The organism is Pseudomonas oplopanacis, assembly GCF_057128725.1.
On sequence record NZ_JBSKHV010000016.1, the window covers coordinates 23,825 to 48,543 of the forward strand.

At 57.9% G+C, this 24,719-nt stretch carries 17 protein-coding genes; 8 read left to right on the forward strand and 9 right to left on the reverse strand.

Annotated elements, in window-relative coordinates:
* Positions 1-5: 5 nt before the first annotated feature.
* Positions 6-1,082, forward strand: a complete 1,077-nt coding sequence (gene paaE, locus ACWKV5_RS25120) for a 1,2-phenylacetyl-CoA epoxidase subunit PaaE (protein ID WP_483843447.1) — start codon at positions 6-8, stop codon at positions 1,080-1,082.
* Between the two features lie 161 nt (positions 1,083-1,243).
* On the forward strand, positions 1,244-3,298 hold the full coding sequence (gene paaZ / locus ACWKV5_RS25125) for a phenylacetic acid degradation bifunctional protein PaaZ (protein ID WP_483843448.1): 2,055 nt from the start codon (positions 1,244-1,246) through the stop codon (positions 3,296-3,298).
* Positions 3,299-3,445: 147 nt separating this feature from the next.
* Here the strand turns inward: paaZ and ACWKV5_RS25130 are convergent, their stop codons facing one another.
* The 3 genes from ACWKV5_RS25130 to ACWKV5_RS25140 all read right to left on the reverse strand — a co-directional run bounded on the left by ACWKV5_RS25130 (position 3,446) and on the right by ACWKV5_RS25140 (position 7,009).
* Complete coding sequence (locus tag ACWKV5_RS25130; protein ID WP_483843449.1) at positions 3,446-4,333, reverse strand: helix-turn-helix transcriptional regulator; 888 nt, start codon at positions 4,331-4,333, stop codon at positions 3,446-3,448.
* Entirely contained in the window at positions 4,330-5,748 is a 1,419-nt protein-coding gene (locus ACWKV5_RS25135; protein WP_483843450.1) for an aminotransferase, read from the reverse strand. The genes ACWKV5_RS25130 and ACWKV5_RS25135 overlap by 4 nt, the downstream gene beginning before the upstream one ends.
* Positions 5,749-5,902: 154 nt before the next feature.
* On the reverse strand, positions 5,903-7,009 hold the full coding sequence (locus tag ACWKV5_RS25140) for a polyamine ABC transporter substrate-binding protein (RefSeq protein ID WP_123432481.1): 1,107 nt from the start codon (positions 7,007-7,009) through the stop codon (positions 5,903-5,905).
* Positions 7,010-7,239: 230 nt separating this feature from the next.
* Between ACWKV5_RS25140 and ACWKV5_RS25145 the strand changes: the two genes are divergently transcribed.
* The 3 genes from ACWKV5_RS25145 (at position 7,240) to ACWKV5_RS25155 (ending at position 10,791) form a co-directional block, all read left to right on the forward strand.
* Positions 7,240-8,019, forward strand: a complete 780-nt coding sequence (locus ACWKV5_RS25145) for an enoyl-CoA hydratase (protein ID WP_483843451.1) — start codon at positions 7,240-7,242, stop codon at positions 8,017-8,019.
* The gene (locus tag ACWKV5_RS25150) at positions 8,019-9,200 is read left to right on the forward strand and encodes an acetyl-CoA C-acyltransferase family protein (protein ID WP_046032657.1); all 1,182 of its coding nucleotides are present in this window, start codon (positions 8,019-8,021) and stop codon (positions 9,198-9,200) included. Before ACWKV5_RS25145 ends, ACWKV5_RS25150 begins: the two co-directional genes overlap by 1 nt.
* Positions 9,201-9,594: 394 nt before the next feature.
* Positions 9,595-10,791 (forward strand): EAL domain-containing response regulator, encoded by a 1,197-nt coding sequence (locus tag ACWKV5_RS25155; protein ID WP_483843452.1) that lies wholly within the window; start codon positions 9,595-9,597, stop codon positions 10,789-10,791.
* An 85-nt stretch (positions 10,792-10,876) separates the two neighbouring features.
* Here the strand turns inward: ACWKV5_RS25155 and ACWKV5_RS25160 are convergent, their stop codons facing one another.
* Together ACWKV5_RS25160 and ACWKV5_RS25165 are read right to left on the reverse strand one after the other, a co-directional pair.
* On the reverse strand, positions 10,877-11,326 hold the full coding sequence (locus ACWKV5_RS25160) for an outer membrane protein assembly factor BamE (RefSeq protein WP_483843453.1): 450 nt from the start codon (positions 11,324-11,326) through the stop codon (positions 10,877-10,879).
* 71 nt (positions 11,327-11,397) lie between these two features.
* Entirely contained in the window at positions 11,398-14,220 is a 2,823-nt protein-coding gene (locus ACWKV5_RS25165; RefSeq protein WP_483843454.1) for a YadA-like family protein, read from the reverse strand.
* A gap of 331 nt (positions 14,221-14,551) precedes the next feature.
* Between ACWKV5_RS25165 and ACWKV5_RS25170 the strand changes: the two genes are divergently transcribed.
* On the forward strand, positions 14,552-15,535 hold the full coding sequence (locus ACWKV5_RS25170) for a hypothetical protein (RefSeq protein WP_483843455.1): 984 nt from the start codon (positions 14,552-14,554) through the stop codon (positions 15,533-15,535).
* A 72-nt stretch (positions 15,536-15,607) separates the two neighbouring features.
* Here the strand turns inward: ACWKV5_RS25170 and ACWKV5_RS25175 are convergent, their stop codons facing one another.
* The 3 genes from ACWKV5_RS25175 to ACWKV5_RS25185 all read right to left on the reverse strand — a co-directional run bounded on the left by ACWKV5_RS25175 (position 15,608) and on the right by ACWKV5_RS25185 (position 21,147).
* A complete protein-coding gene (locus tag ACWKV5_RS25175) occupies positions 15,608-19,261 on the reverse strand; it encodes a transporter substrate-binding domain-containing protein (RefSeq protein WP_483843456.1) in 3,654 nt (1,217 codons plus the stop codon).
* Positions 19,262-19,888: a response regulator gene (locus ACWKV5_RS25180; RefSeq protein WP_483843457.1), complete on the reverse strand. Its 627-nt coding sequence runs from the start codon at positions 19,886-19,888 to the stop codon at positions 19,262-19,264.
* Between the two features lie 95 nt (positions 19,889-19,983).
* Positions 19,984-21,147 carry an EAL domain-containing response regulator gene (locus ACWKV5_RS25185; protein WP_483843458.1) on the reverse strand — a complete coding sequence of 388 codons (1,164 nt, stop codon included), beginning with the start codon at positions 21,145-21,147 and terminating at the stop codon, positions 19,984-19,986.
* A 393-nt stretch (positions 21,148-21,540) separates the two neighbouring features.
* Here ACWKV5_RS25185 and ACWKV5_RS25190 point away from each other — a divergent pair, with 393 nt between their 5' ends.
* Complete coding sequence (locus tag ACWKV5_RS25190) at positions 21,541-22,662, forward strand: HlyD family secretion protein (protein WP_483843459.1); 1,122 nt, start codon at positions 21,541-21,543, stop codon at positions 22,660-22,662.
* Positions 22,659-24,251, forward strand: coding sequence for a DHA2 family efflux MFS transporter permease subunit (locus ACWKV5_RS25195; protein ID WP_483843460.1), 1,593 nt, complete (start codon positions 22,659-22,661; stop codon positions 24,249-24,251). Before ACWKV5_RS25190 ends, ACWKV5_RS25195 begins: the two co-directional genes overlap by 4 nt.
* Here the strand turns inward: ACWKV5_RS25195 and ACWKV5_RS25200 are convergent, their stop codons facing one another.
* Positions 24,252-24,692 carry a carboxymuconolactone decarboxylase family protein gene (locus tag ACWKV5_RS25200; protein ID WP_483843461.1) on the reverse strand — a complete coding sequence of 147 codons (441 nt, stop codon included), beginning with the start codon at positions 24,690-24,692 and terminating at the stop codon, positions 24,252-24,254.
* Between the last annotated feature and the right edge of the window lie 27 nt (positions 24,693-24,719).

Sequence of the window (24,719 nt, forward strand, 5' to 3'; positions counted from 1 at the left end):
CAATAATGAGTAAATTTCACAGCCTGACCATCAAGGACGTACGCACCGAGACCCGTGACGCGGTGTCCATCGCCTTCGAGATTCCGCAGCACCTGCAAGACAGTTTTCATTTCACCCAGGGCCAGCACCTGGTGATGCGCACTCAGCTGGATGGCGAAGAAGTCCGTCGCTCGTACTCGATCTGCACCGGGGTCAACGACGGCGAACTGCGCATCGCGGTCAAGCGGGTGGCCGGTGGACGTTTTTCCGCGTTCGCCAACGAGCAATTGAAAGCCGGGCATAGCCTGGACGTCATGCCGCCCGCCGGGCATTTCTGTGTCGAACTTGATCCGGCGCGCCACGGCCACTACCTGGCGGTCGCGGCTGGCAGCGGCATCACGCCGATCCTGTCGATCATCAAGACCACCCTGGAAACCGAACCGCACAGCCGCGTCACGTTGTTGTATGGCAACCGTTCGAGCTCCGGCGCGCTGTTTCGCGAACAGCTAGAAGACCTGAAAAACCGTTATTTGCAGCGCCTGAACCTGATCTTCGTGTTCAGCCGCGAACAGCAGGACGTCGACCTGTACAACGGCCGGATCAACGCCGAGAAATGCGAGCAACTGTTCAGCCGCTGGCTCGACGTCAAAGCCCTCGATGCAGCCTTCATCTGCGGCCCGCAGGAAATGACCGAGACCGTGCGCGACAGCCTCAAGGCCAAGGGCATGGCGCCGGAGCGCATTCATTTCGAACTGTTTGCCGCCGCCGGCAGCCAGCAAAAACGCGAAGCCCGCGAGGCGGCCCGGCAAGTGGATGCGGCGGTCAGCCAGATCACCGTGATCAGCGACGGCCGCGCCCTGGCGTTCGACTTGCCGCGCAACAGCCAGAGCATCCTCGATGCCGGCAACGCCCAAGGCGCCGAACTGCCCTACTCGTGCAAGGCCGGCGTGTGCTCGACCTGCAAGTGCAAGGTCATCGAAGGCGAAGTGGAAATGGACAGCAACCACGCCCTGGAAGACTACGAAGTGGCCGCCGGTTATGTGCTGTCGTGCCAGGCGTTCCCGATCAGCGACAAAGTGGTGCTGGATTTCGATCAGCTCTGAACACCCCATTTACAAGAACACCGCAAACCCTGTGGGAGCGAGCTTGCTCGCGATAGCGTTGGGTCAGTCAGCATAAATATCGACTGTCATACACTCATCGCGAGCAAGCTCGCTCCCACAGTGGATGTGCGGCGTTTTCAACACTTTTGAGAGTCAATGCCATGTCCCAAGCCCCTACCCTGCAAAGTTTCATCGCCGGTCGCTGGATCGGTCAACACGGTGCCCAGGTGCTGCGCAGCGCCATCGACGGCCATGAAATCGCCCGCACTCACGAAGAACGTCCGGACTTCGCCGAAGCCGTCGAACACGGTCGTCGCCAAGGCATCAGTGGCTTGATGGCGCTGGACTTCCAGCAACGCGCCCAACGCCTCAAGGCCCTGGCCTTGTACCTGAGCGAGCGCAAGGAACAGCTCTACGCGATCTCCCACCACAGCGGCGCGACCCGTGCCGACAGCTGGATCGACATCGAAGGCGGCAACAGCACCCTCTTCACCTACGCCAGCCTCGGTTCGCGGGAATTGCCGTCGGGCAACATCGTCCACGAAGGCCCGGCGATGCAGCTGAGCAAACTCGGCACTTTCGCCGGCACCCATATTCTGGTGCCACGTGGCGGCCTGGCCGTGCACATCAACGCCTTCAACTTCCCGATCTGGGGCATGTTGGAAAAGTTTGCACCGAGCTTTCTCGCCGGCATGCCGTGCATCGTCAAACCGGCCAGCGCCACCAGCTACCTGACCGAAGCCGTGGTGCGCCTGATGGACGAATCCGGCTTACTGCCAGCGGGCAGCTTGCAGTTGATCATCGGCGGCACCGGTGACCTGCTCGACCGCCTGCAAGGCCAGGACGTGGTGACCTTCACCGGTTCCGCCGACACCGCCGCCAAGCTGCGCGTCAACCCGAACCTGATCCGCAACTCGGTACCGTTCAACGCCGAAGCCGACTCGCTGAACTGCGCGATCCTCGCCCCGGACGTGACCCCGGACGACGAAGAGTTCGAGCTGTTCATCAAGGAAGTCGCCCGCGAGATGACCACCAAGGCCGGGCAGAAATGCACCGCCATCCGCCGCGCCATCGTGCCGGCCAAACACATCGACGCGGTCGCGACGCGCTTGCGCGATCGCCTGAAGAAAGTCGTGGTCGGCGACCCGTCGGTGGAAGGCGTACGCATGGGCGCGCTGGCTTCCCACGATCAGCAAAAGGACGTCGCCGAACGCCTGGAAAGCCTGTTGCAGAGCAGCGACCTGCTGTTCGGCGCCCGTGACGGTTTCGAACCGCGCGGCGAGAACGTCAGCCAGGGCGCGTTCTTCGCCCCGACCCTGCTGCAAGCCCGCGACCCGCACGCCGAAGGTGGTGCGCACGATATCGAAGCGTTCGGCCCGGTCAGCACTTTGATGGCCTACGACGATCTGGACGAAGCCCTGGCGCTGGCCGCTCGCGGCAAAGGCAGCCTGGTGGCGAGTTTGATCACCAAGGATCCACAGATCGCCGCCAAAGCGATCCCGGTGGCAGCGGCCTGGCACGGTCGTTTGCTGGTGCTGGATCGCGAGTCCGCCGCCGAATCCACCGGTCACGGTTCACCATTGCCGCAACTCAAGCACGGCGGCCCGGGTCGTGCCGGGGGTGGTGAAGAACTCGGCGGTCTGCGTGCGGTGAAACATTACCTGCAACGCGCAGCCGTACAAGGTTCGCCAACCATGTTGGCGGCCGTTACCGGTGAATACGTGCGCGGCGCCAAGGTCATCGAAACTGAAGTGCATCCGTTCCGCCGCTTCTTCCAGGATTTGCAGATTGGCGAGTCGTTGCTGACCCACCGTCGCACTGTGACCGAGGCTGATCTGGTGAACTTCGGTTGCCTGTCCGGCGACCACTTCTACATGCACTTCGACGACATCGCCGCCAAGGAATCGCAGTTCGGCAAGCGTATTGCCCACGGTTACTTCGTGCTGTCGGCCGCGGCCGGGTTGTTTGTCTCCCCGGCGCCGGGGCCGGTGTTGGCCAACTATGGCCTGGATACGTTGCGCTTTATCAATCCGGTGGGAATTGGCGACACGATTCAGGCGCGGTTGACCTGCAAGCGCAAGATCGATCAGGGCAAGAAGAGCCCGCAAGGCATCCCGCAAGGGGTGGTGGCGTGGGATGTGGAAGTCACGAACCAACTGGGTGAGTTGGTCGCCAGTTACGACATTTTGACCCTGGTCGTTAAACGCGAGGACTGACCACAATTCTTGTGGTCACCCCACCACCACTGTGGGAGCGAGCCTGCTCGCGAAGAGGGAGTGTCAGTCGACTTAAATGTTGCCTGACACACCGCTTTCGCGAGCAGGCACGCTCCCACAGGGGGGGCGGTGGGTTGTAGATTTGGGTTAGTGCTGGCGCAACCACTCGATAAACAGCGCAAACAACTCCGACTGCGACCCGACTTCCAGTTTCAGATACAGATTCTTGCGGTGCATGCGCACCGTCTCCGGCGAGATGCTCATCTGGCTGGCCGTGGACTTCACGGAATGCCCCCTGAGCACCATGTGCGCCACTTCCCGCTCGCGCTCGGTCAGCAAGTCGCAGCCAAAGTTTTCGAAGGCGGATTGCACGCGTTGCTTCAGGTCGTCACTTTCAGTGACTGCGCTTTGCACCAGCCCACGACGGCCAAACTCGCTGATGAATTCCCGAACCAAAGGCTCAACCGCGCGCAACAGATTCAGTTGTTCCGCCCGCAGGCTTTCCCCGCCAAACCCCTGAAACAGGCTGACCGACACCTGACTGTCATGCCCCGTATCGATCAGGTAAAAACTGTCCTCCGAACACCCGGTCTTCAAGTAATAAGTCTTGTAGTACTCGCTGTCGAAGAAGTTGTCAGGAGCGATTTCCTCCAGGTGATAAAATCCTTCGGCCAGGCCCTGCTCCACCGCCAGGCAAAACGGGTCGAGCAAGTAGCCACCGAAAAAATAGCGGTCGATGATCGAGTCCCGATACTGCTCCGGGATACCGCGCTGGTACAGCAACTGCGGCGCGCGGTCCTTGTGTTCGAGGCTGATCATCACCGATTCGATGGACACCAGATGCCCGAACGCCGACGCCAGGTAATGCAGCGCATCAGGCGCGTCGACATTGGCGAATGCCTCGCGCATGTCGGCGTGCCATTTGTGCAAGGCCCCGAAGGGCAATGCTATCAGCGTATCGTCGTTGGGTTTGCTCATGCCCCGCAGTCTAGCGGGAGAACCGACGCCGGGTAACCGCCGATTGATCGAACTCATTGCCCGACGTACTGGCCGCTTTTCTCAAGCTCGGCCGCCACTTCAAGAATGCACACCCGCAGGATCTCGACGATTTCATCGACCTGGGCGCAGGTCAGGATCAGCGGCGGCGACATCACGTTGAGGTGCATGATCGGCCGCACCAGCAACCCTCGCGCCTGGGCTCGGGAGTGAATCATCTCGCCAATGTTGACCTCATCGCCGAACAACGCCTTGGTGCGTTTGTCGGCCACGAACTCCACGCAGGCCATGAACTTCTGGCAGCGCACATCGCCCACCAGCGGCAAGTCGCTGAGGGTTGCCAGCCGTTCTTCGAGATAGGTGCCGACCACCTCGACATGCTGCAGCAGGTTTTCCCGTTCGATGATCTCGATGTTTTTCAACGCCGCCGTGCAGCAAACCGGGTGGCCGCTGTAGGTGAAGCCGTGGGTAAAGCAGCGGCCCTTGCCGGGCTCGGCGATGACTTTCCAGATACGGTCGGAAAAGATGCACGCACCCAACGGCAGATACGCTGAAGTCAGGCCTTTGGCGGTGGTGATGATGTCCGGCTGCACATCGAACAGATCATAAGAGGCGAAGAATTTACCCAGACGCCCGAACGAGGTCACGACTTCATCGGCGACAAACAAAATGTCGTAGCGCTGGCAGACTTCCCACATGCGCTTCAAGTAGCCCTTGGGCGGAATGATCACCCCGCCCGAGCCCATGATCGGCTCGGCAAAGAAGCCCGCGACCTTGTCCGCGCCGATGGCGAGGATCTTGTCTTCGAACTCTTGGATCAGAAACTCGAGGAACTGCGCCTCGTCCATGCCATCCGGCGCCCGGTACGGGTTGGGGTTGGACACGTGATGGATTTTGTCATTGGCGTAATCGAATTCCGGCACGCGGTCGGCGGCCTTGTTGCCGATCGACATCGTCAGAGTGGTCGAGCCGTGGTACGCGTTAAACCTTGCGATGACGTGCTTCTTCTCCGGTTTGCCACGGCAGTTCTGGTAGTACTGAATCAGCCGGTACGCGGTGTCCACGGCGGTGGAGCCACCAGTGGTCAGGAACACATGATCGAGATCGCCCGGCGCCAGGCTGGCGAGTTTTTCGCACAACTGGATGGCGACGTTGTTGGACATGTCGGAAAACGGGTTCGAATACGCCAGTTGCCGCACCTGATCGGCAATCGCCAGGGCCATTTCCTCGCGGCCCAAGCCGATGTTGGTGCACCACATGCCGCCGACCGCATCGAGAAAACGGTTGCCGTGAGCGTCGTAAATATAGGCTCCGTCACCGGCCACAATGTTCAGTGCGCCCTGTTCGGCGTGCTCGTCGAACACATGGTAGCCGTGCATGTAGTGGGCTTTGTCAGCCTTGATCAACTGGGCGTCATCAACGGCCGGCAGTGCTTTCAACGTTGGAGTAGCCATACAAAAACCTCAAACCGAAGGGGTAAACGAAATGAAAGATCACTACACAACTCCTGTGGGAGCGAGCCTGCTCGCGAAGACGGAGTGTCATTCGACATCGTTGTTGCCTGATACACCGCTTTCGCGAGCAGGCTCGCTCCCACAGGTTTAGTGTTCAGATCCCGCTCTTCACCGTGCTCCAGACGCGGGTGATGGCGCGCATCTCTTTCGCGTCCTGTGTTTTTTGCGGAAACAGGCGCTGGCGGGTTTCTTCATCGGGGTAGATCGCCGGATTGCTGCGCACATCGGCATTGAGCAACGGCGTGGCGGCCGCGTTGCTGTTGGCGTAGTGGATGTAGTCGGTGACGTCCGCCATCACTTGTGGCTGCATCAAGTACTCAAGGAACTTGTGCGCATTGGCCACGTGTGGCGCATCGGCCGGGATGTACATGTTGTCGAACCAGATCAGCGAACCTTCCTTGGGAATGAAGTAGGCCAGTTTGATCTTCAACTTGGCTTCTTCGGCGCGGGCCATGGCGGTGGCGTAGTCGCCGGACCAGGTCATGGCCATGCACACGTCGCCGTTGGGCAGGCTGGTCAGGTAGTTCACCGAGTCGAACTTCTTGATGTACGGCCGCACGGACAGCAATAAGTCCTGCGCGGCTTTCAAGTCTTCCGGCGAAGCACTTCGCGGGTCTCGCCCCAGGTACTTCAAGGCCAGCGGAATCACTTCGGTAGGTGCATCAACCAAGGTGACGCCGCAGTCGGCGAAGCGCGAGACGATTTTCGGATCGAAGATCATCGCCAGCGAACCAATCGGCGCGTCCGGCATGCGTTCCTTGATCTTGTCGACGTTGTAGGTGATGCCGTTGCTGCCCCAGGTGTACGGCGCGGAATACACGGTGCCGGCATCAAATCCCTGCAAGTCTTGCAAGACTTTCGGGTCAAGGTTGGTCCAGCCCGGCAGCAACTTCTTGTCCAGCGGCTGGAACACTTTGGCCTTGATCAAGGGCGGCGCAAGGGAGGCGTTCAACACCACCAGATCGTAACCGGAATGCCCGGTCAGCAACTTCGCCTGGACGGTTTCGTAGGCATCAAAGGTGTCGTAGATCACCTTGATCCCGGAGGCTTTCTCAAAGTCGGCGATGGTCTTTTCGCCGATGTAGTCCGCCCAGTTATACAACCGCAGCGTATTGTTTTCGTTCACGTCAGTGGCGGCGTGCACATTGAGTGTCAGCGGAACTAGCAACAGACTGGAAATCACCATGAGGGCCTTGCGCATAGCAAATTCACCTTATCAAGCGAAGTCGGTTCTGGACGACCGGTTGATCCCACTATTGAGCGATCGGGCCAACGGCGCCATACCCCGAATGGGTGTGTGAGCCGTTTTGCCGACCAACTCTGCGGCGAAAACATGGCAAAAAGCAGCAGTTTCGTTGACTCGTTTTGTCATAGCTCCCGCGCCCGTCGGGCGCTTAGAGTGGCTGCCGGACAAAACAGGCGGGGCATTCCATGACTGAGCTGATCAAACAACAACGAAACGAAGGCGTTTTGACGCTCACGCTCGACCGCCCCAACAAGCTCAACGCGTTGAACAACAGCCTGTACACGCAGTTGGCCGACCAGTTGCTGGCGGCGGACGAAGACCCAGACGTCGGCGTGATCGTGATCACCGGTGGCACCACCTGCTTCACCAGTGGCAACGATCTGGCGGATTTTCTCGAGCACCCGCCGACTCATTTGGACAGCCCGGCGTTTCGCCTGATGAACGTCGTCATTCACCTGCAAACACCGTTGATCGCCGCCGTCAGCGGGGCAGCCATCGGCATTGGCACCACCTTGCTGCTGCATTGCGACCAGGTGTTGGTGACGCGAAACGCCAAGCTGCGCGTGCCGTTCGTCAACCTGGGCCTGTGCCCGGAGTTCGGCGCCAGCCTGTTGTTGCCGCGCCTGATCGGCCACGCCCGCGCCGCCCGTCTGCTGCTGTGGGGCGACAGCCTCGACGGCGCGGCGGCAGTCGCCTGCGGCCTGGCCAACGAGCTGTTCGACGACGGCCAACAATGCCTGGACGCCGCGCAAAACCTGGCCCGACGCCTGCTCGCCTTGCCGCAGGACTCACTGCGCCAAACCCGGCAACTGCTCAAACAGGCGTCATTGCCGGAGCTGCAAGCCACTATTCGTCAGGAAAACCTGTTGTTCATCGAGCGCCTCAAGACACCTGAAGCGCAAACAGCGTTGACCGCCCTACTCAATCGCAGTACAGAAAAGCATTCACCAAGAGGAAAGCCGTAATGAACACCCCGGATATTTTTGTTGTCAGCGCCGCACGTACCGCCATCGGCACCTTTGGCGGTTCGCTCAAAGACGTTCCGCTGGCCGACCTCGCGACCACAGCCGTCAAGGCCGCCCTGCAACGTTCCGGCGTAGACCCGGCGCAAGTTGGCCATCTGGTGATGGGCAGCGTGATCCCGACCGAAACCCGCGACGCCTACATCTCCCGCGTTGCCGCGATGAACGCCGGCATCCCGAAAGAAACCCCGGCCTACAACGTCAACCGCCTGTGCGGTTCCGGCCTGCAAGCGATCATCAATGCCGCGCAAACCCTGATGCTGGGCGATGCCGACATCGTCGTCGGTGCCGGTGCCGAATCCATGAGCCGCGGCCCTTACATCATGCCGGCCGCCCGTTGGGGTGCGCGCATGGGCAACATTCAGGCCATCGACTACATGCTGGGCATCCTGCATGACCCGTTCCATGGCATTCACATGGGCATCACCGCCGAGAACGTCGCCGAACGCAACGGCATCACCCGTGAAATGCAAGACGCCCTGGCGCTGGAAGACCAGAAGCGCGCGGCCTTCGCCATCGCCAATGGCTACTTCAGCGAGCAAATCGTTGGCGTGGAAATCCGTGATCGCAAAGAGACCAAGCTGTTCAGCGTCGACGAGCACCCTCGCGCTACCACGCTGGAACAACTGGCGGGCATGAAGCCAGCGTTCAAGAAAGACGGCTCGGTGACGGCCGGCAACGCTTCCGGCCTGAACGACGGCGCCGCTGCGCTGGTCATGGCCACCGGCGCCGCCGTGCAGAGCAACAACCTGCGCCCGCTGGCTCGTCTGGTCAGCTACGCCCACGCTGGTGTTGAACCGGAACTGATGGGCCTCGGCCCGGTGCCGGCCACCCGCCTGGCGCTCAAGCGTGCCGGCCTGACCGTCGCCGACATGGACGTGATCGAAGCCAACATCGCCTTCGCCGCCCAGGCCTGCGCCGTCAGCCAGGAACTGGACCTCGACCCGGCCAAGGTCAACCCGAACGGCTCGGGTATTTCCCTGGGTCACCCGGTCGGCGCAACCGGCGCGATCATCGCCACCAAAGCCATCCACGAACTGCACCGCACCAACGGCCGTTATGCGCTGGTGACCATGTGCATCGGCGGCGGCCAAGGGATCGCAGCGATTTTCGAACGCGTTTAAATATCAACGTGATGCCCGGTGCAACGCCGGGCATCGCAGCCGCTTGATGATTTCCTTCGACAACTGGTCGCAATCCATCAATCCCGCCTCTTCCTCGCACCCTAGATTAACTCCCAGAGCAAGCTCGGCTCCCACAGGGTTTTGTGTCGTGATCTCTTATTTGTGGAGTTCAGCGAACCATGGCGTTTGATTACCTGATTGTGGGCCGTTATGACACGCCGCTTAGGTCACGCGAATTCGAAGCCGGCTATCACTGGGATTTTTCCTACATTTCAGTGGCTTCATGCCTACAAACCATGGGGCGTTAGTGCGGCACTATTCAACTTTTTCAGGCCACTGGGCTATTAAAAGCCAATGGTTCTTTTACGATATTTTGGATAGAAGATCATTTGCGATGAATAGCTTTCCGCTCCGTGCACTGGTTCTAGAGGACCATCCATTTCAGCGAGCGTTTGCAGTGAAGGTGCTGCAACATTTGGGGTGCACCGAGATCTTCGAAGCCGAAGACGGAGAGCAGGCGCTGGCGTTGTTACAGCAGGTTGGCGCCGTGGATTTCACGCTGTGCGATCTGCGCATGAATGGTATGGATGGCCTGGAGTTCCTGCAGCAGGCGAGCCACTCCAATTTGGTGGGCGCGATCATCATCTGCAGCTCGATGTCTTCGGATCTGCGGTGCTCGGTACAGAAAATCGTTTCTTTACTGGGCATGCAGTTATTGGGCGATGCCGGCAAACCCTTGCGTCCGGAAGCATTGACGCCGCTACTGGCGAAGTACTCCGCAAGCACGTTCAAACCCTCGAGTCGTGCCCCGGATCTGGACCTTGAGCTGCCGGGCAGCCAGGAAGTCGCCCATGCCTTGCATGACCAGCAGATCAAGGCGTATTACCAACCAAAAATCAATCTGCACACAGGCGAGATCTATGGCGTCGAGGTGCTCGCCCGGTGGCTACACCCCATCCTGGGAATTTTGTCACCGGCGTTCTTCATCCCGACACTTGAGCATGACGGGCTGATGGACGAGCTTATGTTCGATCAGATGAACCAGGCCTTGGCGCTGCAAAAGCAATTGAGCGAAAAGAACATCGACCTTAATTTTGCATTCAACCTGCAAACGTCTCAGTTGGCCGGTGGTCAACTCACGCAGCGGATCAAATCGATGCTGGATCACTTCGACCTCCCAGGCACTGGCCTGACGTTTGAGTTGACCGAGAGCGGGTTGCTGGAAGCAACAGCGGCCAGCCTCGAAACACTGGTACGCCTGCGCATGATGGGTTGCCAATTGTCCATCGATGACTTTGGCGCGGGGTTTTCTTCGATCCAGCGTTTATGTCAGCTGCCGTTCAATGAAATCAAACTGGACACCGAGTTCGTGCGGTCCTTGCAGGAACAACGCTGCCAGACGGTGATCAGCAGCATCCTCGCACTGGGTGACTCGTTGGGCATGTCAGTGGTTGTTGAGGGGATCGAAACGCTGGAGCAACGGGACAAACTGCTTGAGCTGGGTTGCTCGAGAGGACAAGGCTATTTCTATGCCCGCCCCATGAGCGGCGCCGATTTGTTGTCGTGGCTGACGCCTGTGCCTTTGGGCTGACTGAATTGCCCCGCGGGTTTGTAGACACTTCCAATGCTTGAAACGACGAAGGCCCCACAGGGGCCTTCTTTTTTGCATCAGCGTTTCAGCGTTTGGGTAGCTCACTACTACAAGTTGCTGTCGAGCACATGAGCACATGAGCACAGGTCTGTGGCAAGAACGCATACGACTGCGCGACTTTATTGTCGTCGAACATCACCTTGTACTGGCAGACCCGCGGCTCGTGGGTACCGGGCTGTGGGAACTTGAAGATGTAGTCCCACTCGCGGACGTTGAACATGGCTTCGGAGAAGTGCGGCAAACCAATCAGTTCATAAAGTTGCGGCTTGGTCAGGCCAGGCACGACCTTGCGCAAATTCTCCACGTTCACATAACTGCCTTCGGTACGGCTGGCATCCTTGAGCGCAGGGAACGCCAGGTCGCTGGACTTGCCATTCGCATCGACATGACTTGGGTTGGTACCACAAGCTGCCAGCGTCGCGGCCACGTAGCCGCCCAGCAGCAGACGCACCATTAATTTATTGAGCTTTTGCATAAAATTCTCGACAGGATAAAAAAGGGAGAAAAAGCCCGGCTCACGCCGGGCTCTGGATCAACGTGAAAGGCTTACCACTGATAACCCACACCGACCGATGCGCCAAATTCGCGCTGGGTATTGGTTGTGGCTTGCAGCTTGGTGACCCAGCGGCCGTTATCAGAGATCCGCGACACGCCCAAGGCCATCGCCGATTCACCGCGATAGGTGCCCATGGAACCGGAAGTCATGCTTGCACCCGCGGCGTACGGCTGAGGCAGCGCCGCCATGGCCATTGCACCGGCGACACCGGCACTCAAGTCGTCATCCAACTGCTTGATGTCTTTGTTCAACGCGCTGTAGACCGAGTTGGTGTAGGCATTGGCATTGTTGGTCGCGTCCGTCACACCCTTGTTCAACTGGCTCAGGTTGACCGCGTCTGTCGGCGCCGTACCGGCCGCCACGTTGGTGATCTGGCGCTCGCTGCCTGCTGCGCCTACCGACACACTGTTGGCACGATCGGCAACCGAGTTGGCACCCAACGCTACCGAGTTATCCGCCTTTGCGTTGGCGCCGTTGCCCGTTGCCGTCGAGTTGTTACCCGCGGCGATGGCGCTGGTGCCGACGGCCGAGCTGTTCTTGCCAGAGGCCTTGGCACCCGCACCGCCTGCCATCGAGTCCTCGCCCGTCGCTGACGGTTTTGGCAGGTTGCTGGTGTTGTTGACCTGGAACATGCCATCGGTGCCGTTCTGCAGATTAGTGACATTCGTCACTGCCTGGGTCACACGGTTGTCGACGCTGGTAATCCGCTTGTCCTGATTCACGACGGAGTTGTTGATCGTGCTGAGCGAGTCGTCGGTGTACTTCTTCGACTCGGCCACAGCGCCATCCAGTTGCCGCAGGTTCACCGCATCGGTGGCGTCCTTACCGTCCGCGACATTGCTGACGGTGCGGGTTTCGCCCGTTGCCGCGTTGCCAACAGAAACGGTTCCTGATGTCGAGTTATCGGCGCCAGAGTACTTGCCGGTATAGGTTTGCGCACCACGACCGCCATCGCTGGACCCGCTGCCCAATGCAACGCTGCCATCGGCAGACGCCTTGGCTCCGTTACCCACCGCAACCGCATTACCGCCCGAAGCATTTGCACCGTTACCCGAAGCCACCGAGCCCGCGCCCGACGCTACGGCATTCGGTCCGATGGCAACCGACTCGGCCCCACTGGCCACGGAGTCAGCGCCCGCCGAGTTGGCATGGAAATACTTGATGCCCCCACCGTTGGTGATGCTGTTGATATTGCCTTCGATATTGGTCACCCGATTATCGATACCGGTAACCTGCTGGCCCAAGGCAAAAAGCTGCGAACCGTTGACCGCATCCTTGGAGTTGGCGCTCAGTTCACCAGCCCCCACGTTGGTAATCTTGTTGACGGTGGTACCGCCATGGCTCGCACTGAAAGCACCCAGGCTGGAATCCCACTGCAACGCGTCATTCGACAGGTTGTTGATGTTGGTGGTGTTGGTCGCCACCTGCGTGTTGGTCTGGTTGAGCTGCGACATGTTCACCGCATCGCTGTCCGCGACACCATTGGCCACGTTGGTGATTTTGGTGCCACCGACGTGGGTGCTGTTGTCGTAGGTATCGCCCCCCAGGGTGATGGTGTTGTGGGTGCTGTCGTCGTACTTGACCGCATTGGAATCGATAGCCGAGAGAGCCTGATTGGTCGCGTTCAGCTGGCTGCCGTTGATGGCGTCGGTGCTGGTGGAATTGACCTGACCCGCCGCTACGTTGATGATCTGGCGCTCGCCGTTGACGGAACCCACGCTCACCACACCTGACGGCGAGCCGCCCGCGTAGTTGTAGGTCGTGCCATCGATGATGCCTGTAGGCGTACCCAATGCCGCTCTGTCGGTGCTGTTGTTGCCCAGCACCACACTGTTGTCCTGTGTGGCAGTGATGTTATTGCCCACCACAAACGTGTTGTTATTCGCGACAGTGTTACCGTTACCCAGGGCGTAGCTGTTGTTGCCGGATACTCCTTTGAAATTGGTAGTAAGTCCGGTACCGATGGAACCGGAGCCACTGCCGGTCACCACGTTATCGGCGCCGATGGCGATGCTGGAACTGCCCTCGGCATGAGCAGACGTGCCCAACGCAATGGCGCTAAGCGCAGAAGCTTTAGCTCTGTCGCCTAACGCCGTGGCACTCGAACCGCTGGCCACCGCCAAGTTACCGATACCCGTGCTGTTAATGCCCGATGCGATGGTCCAGGTACCTACCGCAATGCCGTTCGCACCCGAAGCAATCGGAGCATTACCGATACTGACTGAGCTGTAGCCGGTGGCTTTGGTACCTGAACCAATGCCCACTGTGTAGCCTTCAGTGGCCTGAGCCCCGAAACCCAGCGCCAGAGACTTAACAATACTGGTGTTGCCACTCACCCCCGACACCGCGCCTTGACCCAGCGCCATGGTCTGCGATCCATAGGCCGCCGCGCCAGTACCGAGCGCGATGGCGTTGAACAATTGCGCCTTTGAGTTCGTACCAATGGCAATCGCGCCGCCCACGTGCCCATCAGCATCGACAGCGCCATCAGCTTTCGCAGTAGTGCCAATCGCCAGGTCATTGGCCTGCGCTGCGCTGGCTCCCTCACCGCATGCGAGCGCCTTATCCCCTGGCGCCGAGGGGGCAGTCACCCACGTCCCGTTAACCAGGCAGGTATTACCTGGCGCAGCAGAAGCAACGTTGATGGAACCGGCGCCAAACAACAGTGCCGCCGTGGCGAGCTTAGTTGCGGAACTCATCTTCTTGACGCCGCTGTCCAACGTTGAAGACTTGGTTTTGGAAGTTGCAAGTTCGGAAGCAACAACCCAGGTACTAAGTGTCGCACTCCAAACCAACTTGAATATCTTGTTCATTGCGTTTCCTGCTGAGCGTGTCGAGTGCCCCCAGATGAACTACCCGAGGCCGTAATGGCGACTTTAGATAGGTTGATTTGTATTTAATGTAGGAAATTTCCCAGCGCTCTTTCCTAACAAACACATTTCGACACGCTTTCGCTCCACGCCCCTTTCGGTAGGAAATTTCCTACAAAAGCAGGGGCTTAGTCCTACATTCTCACCGCTCTATTTGGTGAAGCATTCACACATCCACGCAAAGGGATTACGTTAAGCAGGGCTTCTCTGCTACAACCAAAACCACAAGATCTGACGTGACCCACCACCACTAAAGTCTAGAGTGATCTAATGTATGCCTACTGTGACAAAGCCCTCCAGTCCAATGCCTAGTGTTTTGCGCCCGGCGAATCCCAACAATCCGCCGGGCAATCAAAAATCAAAAGAAGGCGCAATACTCGGCCAAGGGGCAAACTCTACACTCACATCCCCCTTCATTCCGCCAACCGGCTCGGTGAAACCGGCGCCGCCACCGGTAATGGCAAAACCGAAGCCTTTTCAAGTACCTAAGATCTGCCCTGAGTGCAGGACTAATCACACCGGTGCTTGCGCTACCAAACAGTCGACTCCACCCTCTTCAGACTCCGGGAAATCTGCTAGCGCTCAAGAGATCCTCGACAACTACAAGAGCGGTTATTCGGCAACAGATAGAGTGTTGCCCTTCACCCTCATGAAAGATGTAACAAACGACTCACTGAGTTTTTCCGAAAAGAAGGCCAGTCAAAAACAAATCGATAAAGTATCAAACAAGAAGTTCGCCCTCCGACACTACACAAAATCAGTCGATGGACCGCCGCCTTATAACACCATCAATCCGAACTTTGAGCTGGTTAATACAGGCGTCAAAACGCTTAATAGAACTCAAGGAAGCAATACAAACGAAGACGACTGGAACCGTCTGGGCAATACCGCATTTACGTTCTTTTTGTTAGCCATTGACGGAAAGGTTTCTGAGCGGAGGTTTCTGGCTTCAATGACACATTATGCAGAATTTGATTTGGAAGACCCCGGTCTACTGCCCGCCTTGGGACTCGACACGGCCGAGTTCTTTGCATCTCCAGATTTACTGCATGAGAAAGACTTGTCCGCCGCCAAGGCTGTTAAAGGTCCGTTAAGTGAGCTGAAGTCTTTAATGATTGCCAGCTCGGAGCTTCCGCCTATTCAGTTGGGTATTATGCAAGCAGCCCCTTTGCTTGAAGTCATTGACACCAAGTTTAAGGGAAGCCTGGAAATTAAAATTCCAGGCTCGGTTCCAGTGTCCCGATGGATTCCGGTCTAAGGAGCGATGTCGAAGTCTGGATGAAATCCTCAGCCAGCGATTTCATACAGACTGCCCCGCCAGCCTCTACGTTTAAGCCACGTAGAGGTCCAGTTTTTCGGCCAATTGCTCCATCTCCCGCTGCAGCTCATCTACCGCCTCGGCCAATCGGGAAGTGTCCCGGCCCGTGCAGACTACTTCAAGCTGCTCACAGCACTGAATCAGTCGATGGGCCCGGATGATGCGCGCGCCCCCCTTCACCCGGTGAGCCAGGCCCGACAATGCATTCAAGTCATGCTTGGTGAACAACTGAATCAACCGCGCCATGTCTTCTTCATTCGCCGTGGACAGATCACCAATCAGGCTGTTGATCGACGCTTTGTCGCCCCGAGTCAGTTGCTCAAGGCTGCTCAGGTCAATCTCATTGCTGCCGTGCACCGAGGTCTGCTCCTCACCTCGGTCCATGGGCGCTACAGCCTCCAGGCACGCCTTCAATTCCTCAAGCCCGATGGGCTTGAACAGACAATCGTCCATGCCTGCTTCGATGCAACGGACCCGCTCTTCCTGCTGGGCGTTTGCTGTATACCCCAGGACCAAACACGGTGCGCGACCTTGGGTACGCTCCTCTTCACGGATGACCTGAGTCAACTCGTAGCCATTCATCATTGGCATGTTGCAGTCGGTGATCACCACATCGAACCACTGACTGCGCCAGGCTTGCAGCCCTCGCGCGCCGTCCTCGGCATCGCTCACCCGGTGTCCGAGGTGGCTTAGCTGCTGAGACAACAACAGACGATTGGCGGGATAGTCGTCAATGACCAGCACATTCAGCACATGATGTTGCAGGGCAACATCGAACGGCATCATCCCGGGCAATTCAGCCAGGGGCTCCAGCGCCGGCAAATTCAGATGGACTTCAACCTTTGTTCCCTTGCCGAAAACGCTGCTCATGAGCAAACGCCCGCCCATCATTTCGCACAGCGTGCGACTGATCACCAACCCCAACCCTGAACCACTGCGCGCGCACTGGGTGTTATTGCTGGCCTGGGTAAACGGGCTGAACAAGTTCTGCTGATCTTCATCCGAAATGCCAATACCGGTGTCCTCAATGACAAGGGCGACGGCCATGAACTGCGAATTTTTCGCGGGGCGGGCTTGCAGGCTCAATCGCACCTGGCCGTCCTGGGTGAACTTGATCGCGTTACTCAACAGGTTGGAAACAATCTGTTTGAAGCGTAAAGGGTCAACAAGCACATCACTTGGCATCTGGAAGTCCAGATCCAGTATCAGGCTCAGACGTTTTTGTCGGGCAACACCTTCGAATACCCGCAATACCGACTCAAGCAGCTCACGCAAATTGGCCCTCTCTGGCGACAGAGACAAACGTCCGGACTCGATTCGGGCAATGTCCAGAATATCGCCGATCAGGTCCAGCAGGCCATGAGCCGCGCCAGACGCAACCTCAATGGCAAACCGATCCGTGACGCCTTGATCAGCCTTTTTCATCGCTATCTCGAGCATGCCGATGACCGCATTCATGGGCGTGCGGATTTCATGACTCATGGTGGCCAAGAACAGACTTTTGGCCCGGTTGGCATCATCGGCATGTTCCTTGGCCTCGTCGGCGACCAGCTTTGCTTCACGCAACTGCTCGACAAGCGCCTGGCGTTCGCTGATGTCGATCCATCCGGCAATCACGCCGCCCACTTCGCCATTACTGTCTCGGTACGGCAGCATCCAGTGATAAATCTGCAGTTCACGGTCATCCAGCAACCTGATTACACGGTCTTCAACCATAGGCATGCCGGTACTGGTGATCCGCTGAAACTCCTCCTCGTAACGGCTCGCGTCCTCGGGGTGGAGCAACTTCACTTTGCCCTTTCCAATCACCTCCTCGCGGTCTACCCCAAAGACCTTGAGGTAACTGGAGTTGCAGATCAGCAAAATTCCATTGCGGTCGCGGATGTAAATCGGATGGGGGGTGCCATCAATCAAGACCCGCATAAACTCCAGTTGCTCATTGAGTGCACGCTCAGCCTCATCGCGCCTGCGCAACGCCACCTTCATGTAGGCGATCCATACCAGCGCCAGCGCCAACAGCACCAAAAACCCGGAAACCACTTCGACGATAAACGTTCTATTGCGCGCCCAATAGCTGTCTTCGACCATCACGTCGTTACGCCAGCGATTCCTGATTTCATCCATTTCCTCGGGTGGAATACTCAACAGTGCCTTGTCGAGAATGGAATGGAGCTCCAACGCCCCACGACTTGTCGCGAAGGCCATCTGCGCGAAGTCGTTACCGACGGTGCTGACCACGCGCAACTTTCCCTCAAAGCGATGATTGATCATGTGACTGCTGAGGATAAGCGTACCGACCATCGCGTCAACTTCCCCGCTGAGGACCATACTCATAGCGTGTTCTGAGTCGTCAGCTTCCACCAAGCGGATGTTTGGATAGTTGCTCGTCAGCCATTCGTGCATATTATTGTTGCGAGTCAGCACCAACCGCTTACCTGCCAGTTGCTCGAGTGCAAATGGAATATCGGCCTCTGCCTTGGCTATCAGCACATAAGGCGAAGCCAGGTAAGGTCGTGTGAAATGCAGCACACGCTCACGCACCGGACTCGGAGTGAGTGTTGCCAGGAAGTCAGAATCACTGTTGCCGACAGCCTCTACCATCGCAGAAACCGACGGCACTATCTGAACATCAAACTTCAACCCTGTGCGAAGCGAAACTTTGCTCAACACATCATTGGCAATGCCTACGAACTCGCCATTTTTGTTAACAAAAGACAAAGGCGGATAGCCACCCACTACATTGACCCGGACACTCGGATGCTCATCCAGCCAGCGTTGTTCGCTGCTACTGAAATTCAGGCGCCGCTTGCCGGGTATGTTCTCCCCGCCCGCCCCCCAGCGGTTCATGATTTCCATGCGCGCACTCACTGGAATCGCTGCAATGGCCGCATTGACGACACGAATCAGGGTTTGGTTGTCGCTGTTCATGACGAAACTGAAGTCGCGAACTTCCATGCGCGAGAAGTCCGCCAACTCGACATTATTTATAAAGTTGTTATTAATCAGGTAATTGGCGCTGACAGAATCACCAAGATAAACATCCGCCTGCCCAAACGCTACGGCACCAATGGCGCTCAGCATGGAGGGGTAAAGTTGCAGGGTGGCTTTAGGGTAAAAAGCGCGTACGGCATCAGGGGAAATGTAGTGGTAAAGCATGGCAATAGTCTTGCCGTTCAGGTCAACCGGCAAATCACCGCCGTCACCCTTGCGGGTGATTAATGTGGGCTTGTCATTGGCATAGGGATGGCTGAGCACCAGGTTCGGAAACTGCGACTCGAACTCATTGGCCGTCCCGACAAAATCCACGTCCCCTTTTCTGACCGCTTCTACAACCTCACCGCGACTGTCATAGCGGCGAATTTCAACTTTGAGTCCCAGAAGCTCGCCAATCAACTGCGCATAGTCAATCGTCACCCCTTCCATCTGATCATGGTTGATCGTCATATCGAAGGATGCGTAATCGGGAGTGGAGGCCCCCAATAGCAAAACACTCTTGGAGCGCAACCAACGCCAATCCCGCTCATCAAGCGTTACGTGATAACCACCGTTGACGTTCGATCGCCCCAACAGACCAAGCGTTTTCGGCTCGGCCTCAACCGGGGAACTGAAGTGAGTAGCAAGAACCAACACGACCAGCGACAGACAGATCTGAAGATACTTCATCATTTAAAGCAGATCGTTGCGTTTGGCGAAGTCGGCGAGATAAACAACCGACGTCACATTGAGCTTCTCAATCAACCGTGCCTTGTAGGTACTAACGGTCTTGTTACTCAAGAGCATGAGGTCACCAATTTCTTTATTACTGAGCCCGTTCGCCAGTTGTTTGAGAATCGCCAGTTCTCTATTCGAGAGCGAACGAATCAGCTCGTCATCCGTTGCGCTTCCATCGCTGCGGCGAACAGATTGAGCCTGGATGTCTGGAAAATAGCTGTAACCCGACATGATGACCTTGACGCCTCTGGCCAGTTCATCCAGACCATCGGTTTTGGAGATATACCCGGCCGCACCTGCACTCATGCATCTCATGGAATAAAATTTTGCAGACAAAGAGGTCAACACGAGGATCTTGGTCGGGATATCCAACGCCCGAATACGCCGAATAGCTTCCAGACCGTCAAGCTTCGGAATAGTGATATCCAGTACAAGCATGTCAGGCCTATGGGCAATGACCAGTTGAACGGCATCGGCACCGTTATCGGTTTCCGCTACGATTTCAAAATTTTCATTCGCCAACAGCATTTTGACCGACGAACGTATGAATGGATGATCATCTACAACGATTGCTTTTAACATTTGAGTTCCTTTTTACTCCCAAGACAGAAACCGACATTTCCTCGGTCGGCTCGGCATTAGTGCATGGCGACCATGACGTTTTTGCTGGAAGCCATCTACGGGTTCCTTTCGCGCAGCCAGTGCTGAAGCTCTTTTGCACACATCGGACGTCCCAGAAAAAAACCTTGCCCTTCTTTACACCCCATTTGCACTAACGATTCCCGAACCCATTCGCTGCCGATGCCTTCGATAACGAGGCTCATGTTTAGTGATTGAGCCAGCGCCAGCGTGCTGACCACCATGGTTTTACTGATGGGATGATGGAGTGTATTTACAAATTTCTTATCAAGTTTTATCTGGCTGAACGGGAGACGACAAAGCAGTTGCAACGAAGAAAACCCCAAACCAAAATCGTCGATTGCCAGGCCACAACCCAGCATACGCAAGCGCAAAAGGTTGTCCCGGACCTTCGGCTCGAGATCAAGCAAACCGCTTTCCGCCACCTCGAAAATCAATAACGAGCCTGGAAGTTCATATCGTTTCAGGGCGCCCTGTATGTAATCGGCGAAATCATCCGAAGCCATCTGAGAGGCATGCAAATTGAAGGCAATCTCGATATTGATGTTTTGCCTGCGCATGTCCCTTAAAAAGGTCAGGCCCTGCACCAGAACCTGCTCGAACATTTGGTGAATCAGATTGTTCGCCAGCACCTCAGTCAGAAAGTCACGAGGCAACAATAAACCCCGCGTCGGGTGCTCCCAACGAACCAGTGCTTCGACGCCGGTCAAGGTGCCCTCGCGCAAAGCGAGTTTGGGCTGAAACCAGGCCTGAAATTCACCTTGCGCCAATCCCCTGCGGATATCGTTGGCACACGTTGCCTGTTTCAATATTTCGGGCTGTACCTTGGATTCACCCCGGCGTTGCCGGTACTGCTGAATCATCCGATGCAAGGGTCGCATCCGCATGGGTTGACTCATTACCCCGAGCAACTCCAAGCCAACCAACAGCGCGGTTCTCTCCAGTGCACGACTCACCGCGGGCTCCAGGGTACTGCACAGCGCGACGGCCCGGACCAATCCTGCCCTGGCCGCCTGTTGAAGAAACTCCAGATGATCAAGGTCTCTGCCAACCAGGTCACACAATACGATGTCAACGCCACCTGAAGCCTGTAACTCTCGCAATGCCTGCCGGGTATCCGAGGCTTGAAAAATATCTGTTACGCCCAATCGCCGGAGCATCATTACGTGAATACTGCGCGTAAACGCGTAGTCATCCAGCACCAAAACCCTCGGGTAATCCATTTTGGGTCAATCGCTCTTCTACCTTTGAGAAGCGCTGAATACTGGTTAAAAAGTAGAACACTCGCCGTAGGAAGTAGCCCCCTAGCTTGTAGGGAATTTCCTAGAGACGCACCGACAGGCTATTGCGCGCCCTAAAAGGTTAACGGCCGCAGAGTCAGAACATAAATAGAAAGACGACAAGAGAGTGATAGAAAAAAACATCTGGTCGTATCCACGCCACCAGATGTCGACCAAGCCGGATCACAAAGCGGTTCCCCCCTCTTTACAACCGAACCATCACCTGACGACCGGCAGCAAAAATCATTTGCCACCAAATATTACATACGTCATATTACCTACGTAATAAAAACCCGCTTCCTACAGGTAAACCCCATGACCAGCATGCCCAGCCTTGAAACCGACCAAGCTGTCCCGGTGAGCACACCCAAGCCACCCCTGCTCAAACGGTTGATCCTGCTGACAGCGGTTGTCGCTGCCCTGGTTGCGGGCGGGCTGTATGCCTCCCACTGGTGGACTGCCGGTCGTTTCATCGAAGAAACCGACGATGCCTACATCGGCGGCGACGTCACGGTGATCGGCCCGAAAGTCGCCGGGTACATCGAAGAGGTGCTGGTGACCGACAACCAGGCCGTCAAGGCCGGCGATGTGCTGATTCGCCTCGACTCCCGCGATTACCGCGCCAACCTGGCCAAGGCCGAAGGTGCGGTGGCGGCTGAAGAGGCGCTGCTGGCGAACCTCGACGCTACCGAACAATTGCAGTACGCAGTGATCGGCCAGGCCCGTGCCGGGATCGATGCCGCAGGTGCGGAAACTTCACGTTCGCGGGACGACAATGCCCGCTACAAAAAACTGGTGAGCACCAACGCGGTCTCGGTGGAAAGCGCTCAGCGCGCTGACGCGACGTTCAAGACCGCTCAGGCGATCAGCTCCCGAGCCCAGGCCGAATTGCTGGCCGCACAACGTCAGTTGAACGTGATCGACACCCAGAAACAGCAAGCCCGCGCCGCGCTGATGCAGGCTCGGGCCGAACGGGATTTGGCGCAATTGAATGTCGGTTACACCGAACTCAAGGCCCCGGTGGACGGCGTGATCGGCAATCGCCGGGCGCGGGTCGGCGCGTATGCGCAGGCCGGTTCGCAGTTGCTGTCGGTGGTGCCGTCGAGTGGTTTGTGGGTGGATGCCAACTTCAAGGAAGATCAGCTGGCGCGGATGATTCCGGGGCAACGCGTGGTCATCCATGCGGACGTACTTTCAGGGCAGGAATTCCACGGACATCTGGGCAGCCTCGCGCCGGCCAGCGGCTCGCAGTTCAGCGTGTTGCCACCGGAAAACGCCACGGGCAACTTCACCAAGATCGTCCAGCGAGTGCCGGTACGCGTCATCCTCGATCCGGCCGACGGTGTGCTCGGTCACTTGCGTCCGGGCCTGTCGGTCACGGCTGAAGTCGATACCCGCAAAGAAGCTGACACCCCTGCCGTGGCCAGCGCACCATGAGCCGCGCCCTCGCCGCCCCTGCGCAACCGTTCAACCCCGCCAACATGGCGACGGCGACCAAGGTGTTCGCCTTCGCCAGCATGTGTATCGGCATGTTCATTGCGCTGCTGGATATCCAGATCGTTTCGGCCTCGTTGCGTGACATTGGCGGCGGGCTCTCGGCCGGCACCGACGAAACGGCATGGGTGCAGACCAGCTACCTGATTGCCGAAATCATCGTGATTCCGCTTTCAGGCTGGCTGTCGCGGGTGTTTTCGACCCGTTGGTTGTTCTGCGCTTCGGCGGTGGGATTCACCCTCGCCAGCCTGTTGTGCGGCGCGGCCTGGAACATCCAGAGCATGATCGCCTTCCGCGCACTGCAAGGCTTTCTCGGCGGTTCGATGATCCCGCTGGTGTTCACCACGGCGTTCTTTTTCTTCACCGGCAAACAACGGGTGATTGCCGCCGCTACCATCGGCGCGGTGGCTTCGCTGGCACCGACGCTGGGGCCGGTGATTGGTGGCTGGATTACCGACATTTCGTCCTGGCACTGGCTGTTCTACATCAACCTGGTGCCGGGGATTTTCGTCGCCGTGGCGGTGCCGATGCTGGTGAAAATCGACCAGCCGGAATTGTCGCTGCTCAAGGGCGCCGACTACCTGAGCATGGTGTTCATGGCGCTGTTTCTCGGCTGCCTGGAATACACCCTCGAAGAAGGCCCGCGCTGGAACTGGTTCAGCGACAGCACCATCCTCACCACCGCATGGATCAGCGGCCTCGCCGGGCTGGCCTTCATCGGCCGGACCTTGCATGTGGCGAACCCGATCGTCGATTTGCGCGCCTTGAAAGACCGCAACTTCGCCCTCGGCTGCTTCTTCTCGTTCGTCACCGGCATCGGCCTGTTCGCCACCATTTACCTGACGCCGCTGTTTCTCGGCCGGGTGCGTGGCTACGGCGCGCTGGACATTGGTTTGGCGGTTTTCTCCACCGGGGTGTTCCAGATCATGGCGATTCCGCTGTATGCCTTTCTGGCCAACCGCGTAGATCTGCGCTGGATCATGATGACCGGCCTGGGGCTGTTCGCGTTGTCGATGTGGGATTTCAGCCCGATCACCCATGACTGGGGGGCCAAGGAACTGATGCTGCCGCAGGCGTTGCGCGGGATTGCCCAGCAACTGGCGGTGCCACCGGCCGTGACACTGACCTTAGGTGGTCTGGCGCCGGCACGGCTCAAACATGCGTCGGGGTTGTTCAACCTTATGCGCAACCTGGGCGGTGCCATCGGCATCGCCGCCTGTGCGACCATCCTCAACGACCGCACCAACCTGCATTTCACCCGGTTGGCGGAACACCTGAACAGCACCAACGAGGCGCTGAACCAGTGGCTGTCGCAGGTCGGCAACAACTTCGCCGCCCTCGGCCAGGCCGGTGACAATGGCGTCACCGCCAGCCTGCATCAGCTCTGGCTGTTGACCTACCGCGAAGCCCAGACACAAACCTATGGCGACGCGTTCTTGATGATCATGGTCTGCTTCATCATCGCCACGGCGATGGTGCCCTTGATGCGCAAGGTGCAACCACCGGCCGCGCCGTCAGCGGACGCTCACTGATCAGGCTTGAGGCATTTTACGGAAACCAATCGCCAGACGGTTCCAGGCGTTGATGGTGGTAATGGCCACGGTCAGGTCGACCATTTCTTTCGCGCTGAACTCGGAGGTGGCCAGCTCGTAGTCTTCATCCGGCACGTGAGTCTGGCTCACCAGCGTCAGGGATTCGGTCCAGGCCAGTGCCGCACGTTCACGCGGGGTGAAGAACGGCGTTTCGCGCCAGGCCGACAGCGTCGCCAGACGGCGCTCGTCTTCACCGCCCTTGCGGGCATCGGCGCTGTGCATGTCGAGGCAGAAGGCGCAGCCGTTGATTTGCGAGGTGCGCAGCTTGACCAGTTCGATCAGGTTCTTTTCCAGCGGCAGCTTCGACACCGCGGTTTCCAGGGCGATCATGGCTTTGAGCGCGTCAGGGGAAGCGGTGTAGAAATCGATACGAGGTTTCATGGTTGGCTCCGGTAGCAAGTAGGGGTG

Excerpts from the sequence above, each read along its gene's own strand:
- paaE (WP_483843447.1), top strand. The coding sequence starts at position 6 with ATGAGTAAATTTCACAGCCTGACCATCAAGGACGTACGCACCGAGACC.
- paaZ (WP_483843448.1), top strand. The coding sequence starts at position 1,244 with ATGTCCCAAGCCCCTACCCTGCAAAGTTTCATCGCCGGTCGCTGGATC.
- ACWKV5_RS25160 (WP_483843453.1), bottom strand. The coding sequence starts at position 11,326 with ATGCAAAAGCTCAATAAATTAATGGTGCGTCTGCTGCTGGGCGGCTAC.
- ACWKV5_RS25155 (WP_483843452.1), top strand. The coding sequence starts at position 9,595 with ATGAATAGCTTTCCGCTCCGTGCACTGGTTCTAGAGGACCATCCATTT.
- ACWKV5_RS25145 (WP_483843451.1), top strand. The coding sequence starts at position 7,240 with ATGACTGAGCTGATCAAACAACAACGAAACGAAGGCGTTTTGACGCTC.
- ACWKV5_RS25135 (WP_483843450.1), bottom strand. The coding sequence starts at position 5,748 with ATGGCTACTCCAACGTTGAAAGCACTGCCGGCCGTTGATGACGCCCAG.
- ACWKV5_RS25175 (WP_483843456.1), bottom strand. The coding sequence starts at position 19,261 with ATGATGAAGTATCTTCAGATCTGTCTGTCGCTGGTCGTGTTGGTTCTT.
- ACWKV5_RS25140 (WP_123432481.1), bottom strand. The coding sequence starts at position 7,009 with ATGCGCAAGGCCCTCATGGTGATTTCCAGTCTGTTGCTAGTTCCGCTG.
- ACWKV5_RS25170 (WP_483843455.1), top strand. The coding sequence starts at position 14,552 with ATGCCTACTGTGACAAAGCCCTCCAGTCCAATGCCTAGTGTTTTGCGC.
- ACWKV5_RS25130 (WP_483843449.1), bottom strand. The coding sequence starts at position 4,333 with ATGAGTTCGATCAATCGGCGGTTACCCGGCGTCGGTTCTCCCGCTAGA.
- ACWKV5_RS25195 (WP_483843460.1), top strand. The coding sequence starts at position 22,659 with ATGAGCCGCGCCCTCGCCGCCCCTGCGCAACCGTTCAACCCCGCCAAC.
- ACWKV5_RS25165 (WP_483843454.1), bottom strand. The coding sequence starts at position 14,220 with ATGAACAAGATATTCAAGTTGGTTTGGAGTGCGACACTTAGTACCTGG.
- ACWKV5_RS25190 (WP_483843459.1), top strand. The coding sequence starts at position 21,541 with ATGACCAGCATGCCCAGCCTTGAAACCGACCAAGCTGTCCCGGTGAGC.
- ACWKV5_RS25200 (WP_483843461.1), bottom strand. The coding sequence starts at position 24,692 with ATGAAACCTCGTATCGATTTCTACACCGCTTCCCCTGACGCGCTCAAA.
- ACWKV5_RS25180 (WP_483843457.1), bottom strand. The coding sequence starts at position 19,888 with ATGTTAAAAGCAATCGTTGTAGATGATCATCCATTCATACGTTCGTCG.
- ACWKV5_RS25150 (WP_046032657.1), top strand. The coding sequence starts at position 8,019 with ATGAACACCCCGGATATTTTTGTTGTCAGCGCCGCACGTACCGCCATC.